Origin of the sequence: Futiania mangrovi, from assembly GCF_024158125.1 — a bacterium.
GTDB classification, from domain to species: domain Bacteria; phylum Pseudomonadota; class Alphaproteobacteria; order Futianiales; family Futianiaceae; genus Futiania; species Futiania mangrovi.
Map to the genome: position 1 here is coordinate 1,326,489 of NZ_JAMZFT010000001.1, position 14,541 is coordinate 1,341,029.

Annotated in this window: 15 protein-coding genes; 6 read left to right on the plus strand and 9 right to left on the minus strand. The window is 66.2% G+C overall.

Going from position 1 to position 14,541, the window contains the following annotated elements; all coding sequences use genetic code 11:
• Positions 1 to 9 precede the first annotated feature (9 nt).
• Positions 10 to 561, plus strand: a complete 552-nt coding sequence (locus tag NJQ99_RS06255) for a gamma-glutamylcyclotransferase family protein (RefSeq protein WP_269331925.1) — start codon at positions 10 to 12, stop codon at positions 559 to 561.
• 105 nt (positions 562 to 666) lie between these two features.
• Positions 667 to 1,704: a cysteine synthase A gene (locus NJQ99_RS06260; protein ID WP_269331926.1), complete on the plus strand. Its 1,038-nt coding sequence runs from the start codon at positions 667 to 669 to the stop codon at positions 1,702 to 1,704.
• Positions 1,705 to 1,709: 5 nt separating this feature from the next.
• On the opposite strand, the gene NJQ99_RS06265 is transcribed toward NJQ99_RS06260, so the two are convergent.
• On the minus strand, positions 1,710 to 2,330 hold the full coding sequence (locus NJQ99_RS06265) for a 2OG-Fe(II) oxygenase (protein WP_269331927.1): 621 nt from the start codon (positions 2,328 to 2,330) through the stop codon (positions 1,710 to 1,712).
• 203 nt (positions 2,331 to 2,533) lie between these two features.
• Here NJQ99_RS06265 and NJQ99_RS06270 point away from each other — a divergent pair, with 203 nt between their 5' ends.
• Genes NJQ99_RS06270 through NJQ99_RS06280 form a run of 3 tightly spaced genes read left to right on the plus strand, consistent with a single transcriptional unit; the run spans position 2,534 to position 4,681 of the window.
• On the plus strand, positions 2,534 to 3,247 hold the full coding sequence (locus NJQ99_RS06270; protein WP_269331928.1) for an alanyl-tRNA editing protein: 714 nt from the start codon (positions 2,534 to 2,536) through the stop codon (positions 3,245 to 3,247).
• A 51-nt stretch (positions 3,248 to 3,298) separates the two neighbouring features.
• The gene (gene sseA, locus NJQ99_RS06275; protein ID WP_269331929.1) at positions 3,299 to 4,150 is read left to right on the plus strand and encodes a 3-mercaptopyruvate sulfurtransferase; all 852 of its coding nucleotides are present in this window, start codon (positions 3,299 to 3,301) and stop codon (positions 4,148 to 4,150) included.
• 12 nt (positions 4,151 to 4,162) lie between these two features.
• The gene (locus NJQ99_RS06280) at positions 4,163 to 4,681 is read left to right on the plus strand and encodes a GNAT family N-acetyltransferase (protein WP_269331930.1); all 519 of its coding nucleotides are present in this window, start codon (positions 4,163 to 4,165) and stop codon (positions 4,679 to 4,681) included.
• Positions 4,682 to 4,974: 293 nt separating this feature from the next.
• Here the strand turns inward: NJQ99_RS06280 and argE are convergent, their stop codons facing one another.
• From argE to NJQ99_RS06310, 6 genes are all read right to left on the minus strand, one after another.
• On the minus strand, positions 4,975 to 6,150 hold the full coding sequence (gene argE / locus NJQ99_RS06285; protein ID WP_269331931.1) for an acetylornithine deacetylase: 1,176 nt from the start codon (positions 6,148 to 6,150) through the stop codon (positions 4,975 to 4,977).
• Between the two features lie 24 nt (positions 6,151 to 6,174).
• A complete protein-coding gene (locus NJQ99_RS06290) occupies positions 6,175 to 7,248 on the minus strand; it encodes an ABC transporter ATP-binding protein (RefSeq protein WP_331283272.1) in 1,074 nt (357 codons plus the stop codon).
• Complete coding sequence (locus NJQ99_RS06295) at positions 7,245 to 8,228, minus strand: ABC transporter ATP-binding protein (RefSeq protein ID WP_269331932.1); 984 nt, start codon at positions 8,226 to 8,228, stop codon at positions 7,245 to 7,247. The genes NJQ99_RS06290 and NJQ99_RS06295 overlap by 4 nt, the downstream gene beginning before the upstream one ends.
• Entirely contained in the window at positions 8,225 to 9,172 is a 948-nt protein-coding gene (locus tag NJQ99_RS06300; protein WP_269331933.1) for an ABC transporter permease, read from the minus strand. Before NJQ99_RS06300 ends, NJQ99_RS06295 begins: the two co-directional genes overlap by 4 nt.
• A gap of 50 nt (positions 9,173 to 9,222) precedes the next feature.
• Positions 9,223 to 10,200 carry an ABC transporter permease gene (locus tag NJQ99_RS06305; protein ID WP_269331934.1) on the minus strand — a complete coding sequence of 326 codons (978 nt, stop codon included), beginning with the start codon at positions 10,198 to 10,200 and terminating at the stop codon, positions 9,223 to 9,225.
• 180 nt (positions 10,201 to 10,380) lie between these two features.
• On the minus strand, positions 10,381 to 11,955 hold the full coding sequence (locus NJQ99_RS06310) for an ABC transporter substrate-binding protein (protein WP_269331935.1): 1,575 nt from the start codon (positions 11,953 to 11,955) through the stop codon (positions 10,381 to 10,383).
• A gap of 189 nt (positions 11,956 to 12,144) precedes the next feature.
• On the opposite strand from NJQ99_RS06310, the gene NJQ99_RS06315 reads away from it, so the two are divergent.
• Entirely contained in the window at positions 12,145 to 13,032 is an 888-nt protein-coding gene (locus tag NJQ99_RS06315) for an IclR family transcriptional regulator (RefSeq protein WP_269331936.1), read from the plus strand.
• A 131-nt stretch (positions 13,033 to 13,163) separates the two neighbouring features.
• Here NJQ99_RS06315 and NJQ99_RS06320 read toward each other — a convergent pair whose 3' ends face one another.
• A complete protein-coding gene (locus NJQ99_RS06320) occupies positions 13,164 to 13,637 on the minus strand; it encodes a hypothetical protein (RefSeq protein ID WP_269331937.1) in 474 nt (157 codons plus the stop codon).
• Positions 13,638 to 13,744: 107 nt separating this feature from the next.
• Positions 13,745 to 14,536 (minus strand): amino acid ABC transporter ATP-binding protein, encoded by a 792-nt coding sequence (locus tag NJQ99_RS06325; protein WP_269331938.1) that lies wholly within the window; start codon positions 14,534 to 14,536, stop codon positions 13,745 to 13,747.
• Between the last annotated feature and the right edge of the window lie 5 nt (positions 14,537 to 14,541).

Consider the following 14,541-nt stretch of genomic DNA (forward strand, 5'->3'; position numbering starts at 1 on the left):
ATTCCTGCCATGCCGAAGACCCCCGCCCCCGCCGCCCATCCGGAGCGGATGTTCTTCTTCGGCTCGCTGCGCGATCTCGACCTGCTGGAGATCGTGATCGGGCGCACGCCGCACGGGCTGGCACTCGCGGACGGCCACCTCGATCATCATGCCGTCCATTGCGTCGCGGGCGAGCCCTTCCCGATGCTGGTCGCCCGCGACGGCGCACGCGCCCATGGTCTGCTGGTCGAGGGGCTCGGCCCGCACGAGGTCGACCGCATCAGCTTCTACGAGGACGTGGACTACACGCTTTCACCTGTCGCCGTGCATGCGGACGGCGCGCGGGTGGAGGCACATGCCTATCTCGCGCTGGAGACACTCACCGATTCCGGCACCCCCTGGGACCTCGCGCGCTGGCAGGCGGAGGAGAAGGCCTTCATGCTGCTCTGCGCCGAGGAAATGATGCGCTTTCACGGGGTGCTGACCCATGCCGAGGTCGACGCCCGCTGGCCTGCGATCAAGGCGCGCGCGGCGGCCCGGCTCGAAGCGGCCACACGGCCGCACCGCCAGGCAACCCGCTAGCGTTCCAGCCCACCCTCACCGAAACATTCCGGTTGATGCTTGCGTCTGCCGGAACGCGCCCCTATTTTCCACATCGGAAACGCACCCCGAAGGGAATTACACGCCATGAACGTGAAACAGGATGTCCTCGAGGCGATCGGCAACACGCCGCTCGTCAAGCTGCGCCGGGCGAGCGAGATGACCGGCTGCACCATCCTGGGCAAGGCGGAGTTCATGAACCCCGGCCAGTCGGTGAAGGACCGGGCGGCGCTGGGCATCGTGACGGAGGCCGTGCAGACCGGACGCCTGCAGAAGGGCGGCATCATCGTGGAGGGGACGGCGGGCAACACCGGCATCGGGCTTGCGCTGGTGGCGCGCGCCATGGGCTTTCGCACCGTCATCGTGATCCCGGAGACGCAGAGCCAGGAGAAGAAGGACACGCTGCGCCTCATGGGGGCGGAGTTGGTGGAGGTGCCGGCCGTTCCCTACCGTAATCCGAACAACTACGTGAAGTATTCCGGCCGCCTCGCCGCCGAGCTTGCATCGACCCATCCACAAGGCGCCATCTGGGCCAACCAGTTCGACAATGTGGCGAACCGCGACGCCCATGTGCGCACGACGGGGCCTGAGATCTGGGAGCAGACGGGGGGCAAGGTCGACGGCTTCATCTGCGCGGTCGGCTCCGGCGGCACGCTGGCGGGTGTCGCGCACGCGCTGAAGGAGAAGAACCGCGACGTGAAGATCGGCCTTGCCGACCCGATGGGCGCGGCGCTGCACAGCTTCTACACCACGGGGGAGTTCAAGGCGGAGGGCGGCTCGATCACCGAGGGGATCGGCCAGGGCCGCGTCACCGCGAACCTCGACGGCTTCCGGCCCGACATGTCCTTCCAGATCCCAGACGCGGAGGCTGTGCCCATCGTCTTCGACCTGCTGGAGCACGAGGGGCTGTGCCTCGGCGGTTCATCCGGCATCAATGTCGCGGGCGCGATCCGCATGGCGCGCGAGATGGGGCCCGGCCACACCATCGTGACGATCCTTTGCGACTATGGCACGCGCTACCAGTCGAAGCTCTTCAACCCGGCGTTCCTGAAGGAAAAGGGCCTGCCGGTGCCGGAGTGGCTGACCCGCGCGCCCGACCTGCCGCAGGTGTTCGAGGCCGCCTGAAGCCCCTATCGCACACTATTGCCATGCGCCCAGCCGACGAGGCTGTGGCGCACCCCGTGCGTCACCGGGGTCACGCGGTGGGTCAGGAAGCTCGCGAACACGATCGCCGTGCCCATGGCGCGGGGCGCGCGCCAGGTGCGGCCGTCGCCGATCACCTCCAGGTGCCCGCCGCGATACTCGACCGTGGAGGAAAGCTGCACCGAGACCGAGAGCTTGCGCCGCCGGGCGAGCGTCCCCGCCCCGCGGTCGGAATGCCAGTCGAAGCCGTCGCGGTGCTCCGCCCCGTAGCGCGCGATCTGCAAGCGCTCTTCCAGCGCCTCGATTTCCAGCCCCGTGATGCGTTGGGCCTCCGCCATCAGGCGGGCCATGCGCGCCTCGACCCAGTGCCATTCGGGCGTTTCCGGGATCCAGGCGATGGTGGACCGGCGCACGCCGTCCGCCTCCCGCCCGCCGACGAGGCCGGCGCGGTACCCGTCCCCGCCGAGGTCGACCAGATCGCGCAGGGCGAGGCACTCCCGCTCGGAAAATACTTCCCCGATCACCGCCGCGAATTCCGGCGGCGGCGCCTCCTGCCTGACCTCCCCTTTGCCTGGGCGCGTCAGCGCCCGCGGGCCAGACCTTTTCATCCTGTGCGAACACGCGCTCCAGACCGCCCGCGCCAAGCCGCGGGGCCGCGGCCCGATGCGTCATGTAGCGTCTGCGGCGCCATTGCGCCAGTGGCAGGGCGCACGCGCGACGCTTGGGACCTGACAAACGGCGCGAGACTTTCTAGGCTCTCCCGCAACCGGGAAAACGACCCGCAAGGACACCCGAAGGAGATGCCGCGCCGATGACCGAAGCCCTGTTCCGCGACGACGCCTATCTGAAGACCTGCGAGGCGATCGTGACCGCCGTGAACGAGCGCGGCGGCATCGTGCTCGACCGCACGATCTTCTACCCCACGGGCGGCGGGCAGCCGGGCGATTCGGGCGAGATGCGCACCGCGGGTGGGCGTACGCTGCGCATCGTCACGACGGTGAAGGGCGAGACCGCGGACGAGATCGTCCACGTGCCGGCGGAGGGCGAGGCCCCGCCTGCCGTGGGGGAGACCGTGACGCTGACGCTCGACTGGGACCGGCGCTACGCGCACATGCGGATGCACACCTGCCTGCACCTGCTGTCCGCCGTGCTGCCCTTCCCCGTCACTGGCGGGAATGTCGGGGCGGAGAAGTCGCGCCTCGACTTCGACATGGAGGAGAGCCCGGACAAGGACGACGTGACGGAGAAGCTGAACGCGCTCATTGCCGAGGATCACCCCGTCAGCTTCGATTGGATCACCGACGAGGAGCTTGCCGCCAGGCCCGACCTCGTGAAGACCATGTCGGTCAAGCCGCCGTCGGGCGCGGGCCGCGTCCGCCTGATCCGGGTGGAGGATTGCGACCTGCAGCCCTGCGGCGGCACACATGTCACGCGCACGTCCGAGATCGGCCGCGTCGCCGTCACCAAGATCGAGAAGAAGGGCCGCATGAACCGCCGCGTGGCGATCCAGTTCGCCGACGGCTAGGCTCGCCCTGCCCCGCATCCATCAAGACCGTCTCTTGCCGAGGACCCGTCCATGCCCACGTCCGACCCCCGCAATCTCGTCTCGACCGAATGGCTCGCGCAGCACCTGGACGCGCCCGACGTGCGCGTCGTCGATGCCTCCTGGTACCTCCCGGGCGTGCCGCGCGACCCGAAGGCCGAATATGCCGAGCGGCATATCCCGGGCGCGGTGTTCTTCGACATCGACGAGATCAGCGATACGACCTCGCCCTATCCGCACATGCTTCCCGCGCCGGAAAAATTCTCCGCCCGCGTGCGCAAGCTGGGCCTCGGCGACGGCAACCGCATCGTGGTCTACGACGGCACCGGCGTCTATTCGGCGCCGCGCGTTTGGTGGATGTTCCGCGTCTTCGGGCACAAGGACGTGGCCGTGCTCGACGGCGGCCTGCCGAAGTGGATCGCCGAGGGCCGCCCCGTCACCGACCGGGAGCCGATGCCGCGCGAACGCCACTTCACCGCGCGCTTCGACAATTCCGCCGTTCGCACCGTCGAGGACATGGTGGAGATCGTGCGCACCCGCTCGGCCCAGATCCTCGATGCGCGCACGCCCGGCCGGTTTGCGGGCCGCGAGGCGGAACCGCGCCCGGGCCTTCGCGCCGGCCACATACCGGGCTCGACGAGCCTGCCGTGGCAGGGTCTGGTCAACGAGGACGGCACGCTGAAGGACGCAGCCGGCCTGAAGGCCGCGTTCAAAGGCGCGGGCGTCGACACCTCCAAGCCCATCGCGACGACCTGCGGCTCGGGCATCTCGGCGGCGATCCTGGCGCTCGGTCTCGACGTGATCGGCGCGCGGCGCGTCGGCGTCTACGACGGCTCCTGGGCGGAATGGGGCGCGCGCAAGGACCTGCCCATCGAACAGGGCTGAGGGTCGCCAGGCATGCCCCGGACGCTCGACACCGTCGTCACCTATCTGGAGATGACGGACGACCCCGGCCGCAGCCCGCGCGCGCCTTCCCTGCCCGGGCTCGCGCTTCTGAAGGTCGAGGACATCCCCCTCCACTACTACCGCTATCTCTACGACGCGGTGGGCCGCGACTGGCACTGGGTCGACCGCAAGAAACTGAGCGACGAAGACCTTGCGGCCGCCCTGCACCGCGACACCGTCGACATCTATGTCGCCCATGTGAAGGGTGCGCCAGCGGGCTACTTCGAGCTTGAGCGCGACCTCCCGGGCCGCGTGCTGCTCGCCTATTTCGGGCTGATACCCGACTTCATCGGCCTGCGGCTCGGCGGATGGCTGCTCGACACCGCGATTGCGACCGCATGGAGCCATGCCCCGGCGCGCGTCGAGGTCGAGACCTGCACGCTGGATCATCCGCGCGCACTCGGTCTCTATCAGAAGAAGGGTTTCCGGCCCGTGAAGCGCGTCGAGAAGACGATGACGCTGCTGGACTGAGAGATACAGTGGAACAAAAAAATGCCGGGACAGCACAAGGGCGCTATATACGCCCAGGCCAGTCCCGGCAAGTTTAGCGCTTGGACGGAGGGATGCGGCCGCCCACGCGCGCGAAACACAACGACTGCTGCACTACTTTATTCTACTTTTGTATGCAAGCGCAAAAACGCTCAAAACGATACAAAAGCATACTCTGGCCCAGTCTTTTCCCCGATCGGGACACTGGCAATCGTGTTTATACTTATACCCCGCCTCCGCGAGAAAGCTCCCGCGGAACCTCGGCAAGATGCGCCTTACCCGCGCTCCAGCATCACAGCCAAGCGATGCATGAACGCCTCGCACGCCGCGATCTGGGAGACGTCGCAGAATTCGTTCGGCTTGTGCGCCTGCTCGATGCTGCCCGGACCGCAGATGACGGTCGGGATCTGACCGGACTTCTGGAAGATCCCTGCCTCGGTCCCGTAAGCAACACGCGATGTGGCGTTCTGCTGCGCCAGCGACTTGACGGCTACGACCGCCTCGTCCCCCTCGCCCATGTCGAGCCCCGGGAAGGTAAAGATCGGCTCCCAGGAAAAGCCGGTCTCCCCCGCCCGCGCCTTCATCTCCGGCTCGAGAACGTCGTGCGCATAGGCCTGCACCTCGCGCAGCAGCACCGCCGGATCGTCGATGGGCAGATGCCGGAACTCGAACTCGAACGACGCCGCATCCGGCACGATGTTCAGCGCGGTTCCGCCCTTGATGCGACCGGTGTGAACCGTCGTGTGCGGCACGTCGAAGGAGGTGTCGAAGGGGCCCGTTTCCGCCTTGTGCCGCGCCATCTGCCGCAGCTTTACGATCACCTCGGCGGCATACTCCACCGCGTTCACGCCATGGGGTGCCAGTGAAGAGTGGCAGGCATGCCCGTGCACATTGCACCGCATCGCAAGCTTGCCCTTGTGCCCGATGACCACCTGCATGCTGGTGGGTTCCCCGACCACGCACATGCGCGGGCGGACCGGCAGCGTGTTCAGATGATCGACGAGCGAATGGACGCCCAGGCAGCCCACCTCCTCGTCATAGGAGAGGCAATAGTGGATGGGCGCCTTCAGATTCGCGCGCTTGAACGCCGGTGCATGCGCCAGCGCGACGGCCAGGAAGCCCTTCATGTCGCACGTGCCGCGCCCCCAGAACCGGCCATCCTTCTCGACAAGTTCGAACGGATCCGTCGCCCAGTCCTGCCCGTCGACCGGCACGACATCCGTGTGCCCCGAAAGAACGACCCCCGGCTTGTCGGCGGGTCCGATCGTGGCAAAGAGATTCGCCTTGCGCCCATCCTCCGAACGCACCAGCGTGCTCTCGACCCCGAGGTCGCGGAGGTAGTCCTGCACGAACTCGATCAACGCCATGTTGGAGTTGCGGCTGGTCGTGTCGAACCCGATCAGACGGCGGAGCATCTCGGCGGAGTCGACGGCCGCCAACGGCTTGGTCATGAGCATATCGGACTCCTTCCCCCGTCAGACGGACGGCTGATCATTCAGGTGGCACGCGGCATGCCTTCCCGGCGCGATCTCGCGCAGGACCGGACGCTCGACCTTGCAACGGTCGAACGCGTGCGGGCACCGCGGGTGGAAATGACAGCCCTTCGGCGGATCGAGCGGCGACGGGATCTCTCCCTTGATCGCTACGAACGTCTTGTGCCGTTCGTCGATACGCGGCACCTCCGCAAGCAGGGCCTGCGCATAGGGATGGTTGGGCTTCCGGAACAGCTCCTCGGTCGGCGCTGACTCCACCACCCGCCCAAGGTACATGATCACTACGCGGTCGGAGATGTGCTCGACCACCGAGAGATCGTGGCTGATGAACAGGTAGGTCAGGTCCAGCTGCTCGCGAAGATCCATGAACAGGTTGATGACCTGCGCCTGGATCGACACGTCGAGCGCGGCGATGGCCTCGTCGCACACCAGGAACTCGGGCTTCACGGCAAGGGCGCGCGCGATACCGATCCGCTGGCGCTGGCCGCCGGAGAACTGGTGCGGGAACCGCCGCTTGAGGGTCGGGTCGAGACCGACGCGGTTCAGCACGTCGTCGACATAGTCATTGTATCCGGCACGGTCGACCAGCCCATGGTAGAGCGGCGCCTCGCCGACGATTTCGCTGACGCGCATCCGCGGGTTCAGCGAGGCAAACGGGTCCTGAAAGATCATCTGGACGGCGAGGGTTGCCTTCGCCCGCTCCGCGGCGTTCATGCTCCCCACGTCCTGCCCGCGATAGAACACCTGCCCCTCGGTCGCAGGGTGGATACCGGCGACGACCCGTCCGAAGGTGGACTTGCCACAGCCCGACTCGCCGACGAGGCCGACAACCTCGCCCGCCGGAATGGCGAGGGAGACGCCATCGACCGCATGGACAACCTCCTCGCGCAGGTTCGCGCCCATGCGGGCGGCCAGGCGGCCCGCCATATCCAGGCGCTTCACGAAGCGCTTGCTGACATTGCGCGCTTCAAGCAGCGCAGTTGCCGGCGCGCCGGTCGTGACACCGTGCGGCTGATCCATGAAATGCTCCTCCACCTTCTTCGCGACCGCCGTCATGCTGCCACCTCCACACCAACGTGCGGATGCACGCACCGCACCTCGCGCCCCGGAACGGGAGTGGTGATGGTCTGCTCCGCCAGGCAGGCGGCGTCGGCACGCGGACAGCGCGTGCGGAACGCGCAGCCCTGCGGCAGGCTCAGCAGCGACGGCGTCATGCCCGGGATCTGGCTCAGCCGCTGGCCGCGCCGGTTCGCACTCGGCACCGAGCCAAGAAGCCCGACCGTGTAAGGATGCGCGGGCCGGTCGATCACCGTATCCAGCGTCCCCTGCTCCACGATCCGGCCCGCGTACATGACCGCGATCTTGTCGGCGAGACCGGCGATGACGGCGAGGTCGTGGGTGATCCAGATCATCGCCGTTCCGGTGCGCGCGCACAGCTGCTGCGCCTCGTGGAGGATCTGCGCCTGGATCGTCACGTCGAGCGCCGTGGTCGGCTCGTCGGCGATGATCAGGTCCGGCTCGTTCAGGAAGGCGATGGCAATCGCCACGCGCTGGCGCATCCCGCCCGAGAGCTGGTGCGGATAGTTCTTCAGGCGCTGCTTCGCCGCCGGAATCCCGACCATCTCGAGCGCCTCGAGGGCACGGGCGCGTGCCTCTTCCTTGCTGACCTTCCTATGGGCCCGCACGGCCTCGATCATCTGCGTGTCGATGCGCAGCACCGGGTTGAGGGTCATCATCGGGTCCTGGAAGATCATCGCGATCTTGCTGCCCCGCAGCGTCTGAAGCCGCGCTTCCGACGCCTGCGCCAGGTCCTCGCCCTTGAAGAGCACGCGGCCGCTGACAATCCGGCCAGGCTGATCGACGAGGCCGAGGATCGAGAAGCCTGTGATCGACTTGCCCGATCCGCTCTCGCCCACCAGGCCGAGGATCTGGCCGGGTTCCACGGTGAAGCTCACGTCGTCGACGGCCTTCACCACTCCCGCCTTTGTGAAGAAGTGGGTCTTGAGGTTCTCGACCTTCAGCGTCGGTTCGGTCATCGGCGCAGCCTCGGATTCAGGACGTCGCGGAGCTGATCGCCGACGAGGTTGATGGCGACGATCGTGATGAGCAGGGCAAGCCCGGGGAAGATGCTAATCCAGTAGCTTCCCGAGAGCATGTACTGGAAGCCGTTGGCGATCAGGAGGCCAAGGGATGGTTCGGTCGGCGGAAGCCCAAGCCCGAGGAAGGACAGCGTCGCCTCCAGCGAGATCGCGTGTGCGGTCTGCACGGTGGCAACGACGATCAGGGGCGCGAGGCAGTTCGGAAGGATATGCCGGAACACGACGCGGCGATGCGGCAGGCCGAGACACTGCGCGGCCTCCACATACTCCTTCCGACGCTCGACCAGCGCGTTGCCGCGCACCGTCCGGGCGTAATAGGCCCACTGCACGATGATCAGCGCGATGATGATCTTGTCGATGCCCTTGCCGAGAATGGCGACCAGCATGAGCGCCACCAGAACGGCAGGGAAGGAGAGCTGCAGGTCGACGATACGCATGATGACGCTCTCGACACGGCCGCCCGAATAGGCCGCGATCAGGCCGATCGCCATTCCGACCGTCATCGCGAGGATGCCGCTGAAGACGCCGACCGCGAGGGAGATGCGCAGGCCGTAAAGAATGGCCGAGAACATGTCGCGGCCCGCGCCGTCCGTGCCGAGCAGGAAGGTATATCCCTCCATGCTGACCTCGCCCGGCGGGAGGCGGCTGTCCAGAATGCTCACCTGCGCCAGGTCGTAGGGGTTCTGCGGCGCGATCCAGGGGGCCAGCAGTGCAACCGCCACGATGGCGAGAAACACGATGAACGCCACCACGGCCAGCGGGCTCTCGGCATAATCCGAAACGAACCGCTTGAGCGGCGTCTCGACCCGGACCGGTGCCGGGACCGCTGCCCCGGCTGCGGCGCCGCCGGTTGTCCCGGCGTCAGGTGCTTGAACAGACATCAGCTTTCCTCAACAGAACCAATGCACGGATGCGCCCGCCTCCAGCGCCGTCAGGCGCCGCGGTCGGCCAGGCGCACGCGGGGATCCAAGATCGAGTAGAGAACGTCGACAATCAGGTTGATGATCACGAACATGACCGTGATCAGCAGCAGGTAACCGACGATCACCGGCCGATCGAGCGTCTGGATCGACCCGATCAGCAGCTTGCCCATCCCCGGCCAAGCGAAGATCGTCTCGGTCACGACCGAGAATGCCACCAGGTTCCCGAACTCGAGCCCGAGGACGGTCACAACCGGGATCATGATGTTCTTCAGGACATGCACGAAGACGATCCGGCGGTTGCCCAGCCCCTTGGCGCGGGCGAACTTGATGTAGTCCTGGTGCCAGACTTCGAGCGTCCCGGCCCGCGCAAGGCGGATCACGAGGGAAATCTTGAGGAGAGCGAGGTTGAACGCCGGAAGGAAGAGGTGCGTCAGGCCGTCCCAGGTCAGGAAGCTGACAGGCACACCCAGCAGATTAACCGTCTCCCCGCGTCCCGTCGACGGGAGCCAGCCCAGGATCACGGCGAAGATCATGATCAGCATGATGCCGACCCAGAAGGTCGGAAGGCTGAACCCCAGGATGGAGCTGCCCATGATCACCTTGGAGATGGCCGAGCGCGGCTTCAGGCCGGCGTAGACGCCCAGCGGAATTCCCAACACCACGGCCATGAGAACGGCAGCGAGCGCCAGCTCGAGCGTCGCGGGCATGCGCTCAATGATGAGCTTCAGTGCCGGCTCGGCGAAGATGAAGGAGTTGCCGAGATCGCCCTGCAGCGCATTCTTCACGAACAGGAAGTACTGCTCCCAGATCGGCCGGTCGAAGCCGAACTGCTTGATGGTGGCCTCGATCTCCGCCTGCGGCATGTCCGGGCTGATCAGCATGTAGACGGGATCGCCCACCACGCTGACCCCGAAGAACACCAGCAGCGACATCACGATCACCGCCACCGCGCTCTGGAAGAGCCGCCTTAGAATGAATGCCGACATGCGTCCTCACCCTGCCCGAAATCCGGGCACCAAAAGAAATCGGTCAACAAAGGGACAAAAGAGCCGGGAATGGCGCACCGTGTCCGTTACGGGACCGACGCCAGACCACTCCCGGCGAGTTTGGCACATGGGCGGAGGGATGCGACCGCCCACGCGCGCGTCAATTCATGGAACCGCCGATCACTTCACGACGACGTCGCGGACGAGCGTGTACTCGTCGGTACGCGGCGTGTAGGACAGGCCCTTGCGGGTCGCCCAGGTGTTGACCTGGAAGTGCACGGGCACGATCCCGATCTCGCTCATCGAGATCTCGGTCGCCTTGGCCAGAAGCGCTTCGCGCTTGGCGTCGTCGACCGTCGAAAGCGCCTGCGCCAGAAGGGCGTCGACTTCCGCGTTGGAGTAGCGGCCGCGGTTGGAGGCGCCGAGGCCCTTGCCCTTGTCGAAGGTCGCGATCAGCGACTTCAGCGGCGAGGACGCTTCACCCGTGGCCGAACCCCAGCCGACGAGACCCATGGTGAACTCCGGCTCGCCGTCGAGGCCCGTGGAGGCCCGCTTGAAGTAGACCGACCGCGGCAGCGTCTCGACGCTCGCCTCGATGCCGACACGGTTCAGCATCTGCGCCACCGCCTCGACGATCTTGGCATCGTTGAGGTAGCGGTCGTTCGGGCCGTGCACGACCATCTTGAAGCCGTTCGAATAGCCGGCCTCGCCCAGCAGCATGACCGCTTTCGTCGGATCGTAGGCAGGCGCCGAGATCTTCGGGCTGGTGCCGAAGAAGCCGTCGGGCAGCAGCTGACCGGCAGGCAGGGAGGCCCCTTCCATCACGCGGTCGGCGATGGCCTGGCGGTTGATCGCGTAGGAGACCGCCTGACGCACGCGCAGGTCGAGGAACGGGTTGCGGATGGCAGAGCCGTCCTTCGCCGTCACCTGGGGCGTGCTCTCGCGGTACTGGTCGAGATAGAAGTAGATCACGCGATTGGAGACGCCCGACGACAGCGTCACCTTGCCGTCGGCCTTGAGGCGCGCGATGTCGGTGGTCGGCACCGCCTCGATCATGTCGACGTCGCCGGCGAGCAGCGCGGCCACGCGGGCGGGATCGGACTTGATCGGCTTGAACGTCACCTTGTCGAAGCCGGCCTTCGCGCCCCAGTAGGCGTCGTTCCTGGCGACGACGATGCGGTCACCCGGCACGTACTCAACGAACTTGTACTGACCTGTGCCGACCGCAGCCTTGCCCGAGTTGTAATCCTCGGTCGTCGCGCCCGACGTCTCGTTCGACACGATGAAGATCGTCGAAACGTCGTTGGGCATGAGCGGATAGGGCTTCTCGGTCATGAAGTGGACCGTGTAGTCGTCCACCTTCTTGACCGTCTTGCCGCCCGTGTACGTCTTGAAGGACGAGGGGCTGTTCGGAACGTTCGGCGCGCGCTCGAACGAGAAGACGACATCGTCCGCATTGAACGCAGAACCGTCGTGGAAGGTCACCCCCTCACGGAGCTTGAATTCCCACGTCGTGTCGCTGATCGGGCGCCAGGAGACCGCAAGCGCCGGCTGGTGACGCTGCTGCGCGTCCTGGGCGATCAGCGGCTCGAAGACGTGGGTGAGCAGCGAGTTGTTGGGCGACAGATTGTGGAAATGCGGATCGATCGATGTCGGCTCGGCCGCGAGACCGACCGTGAGCGTGTTTGCGTGCGCTGCACCGCCGAGCACACCGAGTGCGAGCGCACCCGCAACGACTGAAACATAAGGTCTCATCAGACCCTCCCTGGCTCCAAGACGTGACGCAGAGGCACAGCGGGCCCGCGCCGCTTACTCCCGCCCCCGTTGTTATCGCATTGCGATAATGTTTTTGCGGACATTGATAATTGTTTTTCTCTTTTATGATAGAGTCAATCGCAAAAGTCGGTATGATGCTATCTCACGGGTGGAAAAGGAATAATCGCGATGACAACCACAGGTCGAGCGCAACCCTTACGCGCAGACACCCGCGGATCACGCGAAACGGGCGCCGTTTCAAGGCATGAGCGCGAGTCGCCGGAGACCGGGAGTGACACCTCGCGCGACCCACTGTTCATCGCCTCGCTCGCCAAGGGGTTGAGCGTGATGACCTGCTTCGGCGACGGGTGGGACGCTCTCAGCCTGAGCGAGATCGCCCAGCAGACCGGGCTCAGCACCGGTGGGGCGCAGCGCATCACGCACACGCTCACGCAGCTGGGCTACCTGCGGAAGGACGCCCGCACACGGCGCTACCGGCCGAGCCCCAGGATGCTGGAGTTCACCTATCAGTTCATGCGGGCAAGCCCGCTGTACGAGGTTGCGATCCCGGTGGTCATCGGCCTGCGTGACGAAACGCAGGAGACGGTAAACGTATCGCTTCTCGACCAGACGGACGCGGTCGTCCTCATCCGGATGCCGAGCCAGCGGCGCATCAATCCGTCCTCCGTCATCGGCCGGCGCATCCCGGCGTGGGCCGTCTCGACCGGCCGGGCGATCCTGTCCAGGCTGTCCGAGGAAGAGGCGCGTGCGATCATCGACGCCGCCGACCTCGAGGTCCTGACACCGCGCACGGAGACCGACCCCGACAGGCTGCTCGACCTGATTGCGGAAGCACGTGCGGAGGGCTTTGCACTTGTCGAGGAGCAATCGGTGCTCGGCGAGATTTCGCTGGCCGCGCCCATCATCGACGGCGCCGGACGGCCGATCGCGGCCCTCGGCATCACGACGTCCACTGCCTACTGGACGCCCGACAGCCTCCGCGAACGGCTCGCACCGCTTGTCATGCGGGCAGCGAACACGGTCTCCCGCTCGCTGCAGGGCTGGAAGGAGTTCTAGACCCGGACAGTGCCGCCGACAGATGCTCGCCCGGAAGAGGCCACGCGCATGCAAACGCCGCGCCCGGTTCAGCCGGTGCGCGGCGAAAGCAGTCGAACGGACAAGCTGTCCGCGGTGGCGAGGTTCCCGCCTCAGGCCAGCGAGAGCGCCAACTCGGGCTCGTACTGGTCGCCATCCAGGCCGACGTCCTCAGGCGACGGACCGCCCGACAGAGACAGAACACCACCCTCTTCAAAGTCGGGATCGCCCAGGCCGGGAGGAGCCGCGTAGTCAGGCTCGTCATACTCGACGGCACCGCTCTCCACCGCGAGCGCACTCACCAGCGACGGGGGCAGCGGCTCGTCGAACCCAGGCGGCACATCCGCGTCGCTGCCTGCGGGCGCATCGGGCTCCGCCGTATCGGCGATTGCGGGATTCTGCATCGGAAGCAGTACGTCGAGCGTGCTGCCCGGACGCGCGGCCGAAGGGGTGGCAAGCGGCGTCTCTGCAGGCGGTGCGTCCGCACGCGGCCCGCTATCCGGCAGGCTGAACTCGGACCCCGCCCCGGAAACGTCCGGTGATTCCCACCGACCGATCAGCTGATCTACGGTTGGCCAGTTACTCATCGCTCTACCCCAGCGAGAAACTCAACATGTCGGTACACTAGTACCAAAACGGGAAAACCGCAAGCCGAGTCGCACACCCAGACACGGGAAAAACCGCCTCGCCCGCCTCAATGGCCGAGAATCTGGCTGAGGAACAGCTTGGTCCGGTCGCTCTTCGGATTGGTGAAGAACTCCTCCGGCTCGTTCTGCTCGACGATCTGGCCGCCGTCCATGAAGATCACGCGGTTGGCGACCTTGCGGGCGAATCCCATCTCGTGCGTCACGCAGATCATGGTCATCCCCTCCTCCGCGAGGTCGACCATGACGTCCAGCACTTCCTTGATCATCTCCGGGTCGAGGGCCGAGGTCGGCTCGTCGAACAGCATGATCTTCGGGTTCATGCACAGCGCGCGGGCGATTGCCACGCGCTGCTGCTGGCCGCCGGACAGCTGGCCCGGATACTTGTGCGCCTGCTCCGGGATCTTCACCCGCTCCAGGTAGCGCATGGCCTGCGCCTCCGCCTCGGCCTTGGGCATCTTGCGCACCCAGATCGGGGCGAGCGTGCAGTTCTCGAGGATCGTCAGGTGAGGAAAGAGGTTGAAGTGCTGGAACACCATGCCGACCTCGCGCCGGATCTCGTCGACCTTGCGCACGTCATTCGTCAGTTCCACCCCGTCGACCACGATGGAGCCGCGCTGATGCTCCTCCAGCCGGTTGATGCAGCGGATCAGCGTCGATTTGCCCGAACCCGAAGGTCCGCACACCACGATCCGCTCCCCGCCATAGACCGTCAGGTTGATGTCCTTCAGCACGTGGAACTCGCCGTACCACTTGTTGAGGCCGTTGATCTCGATCGCGACCTGGTCGGAGACCTGCATCCCCGCCCCTGCCTGCGCCGCGGCGCCCGTATCCGTCGTCATGGGTG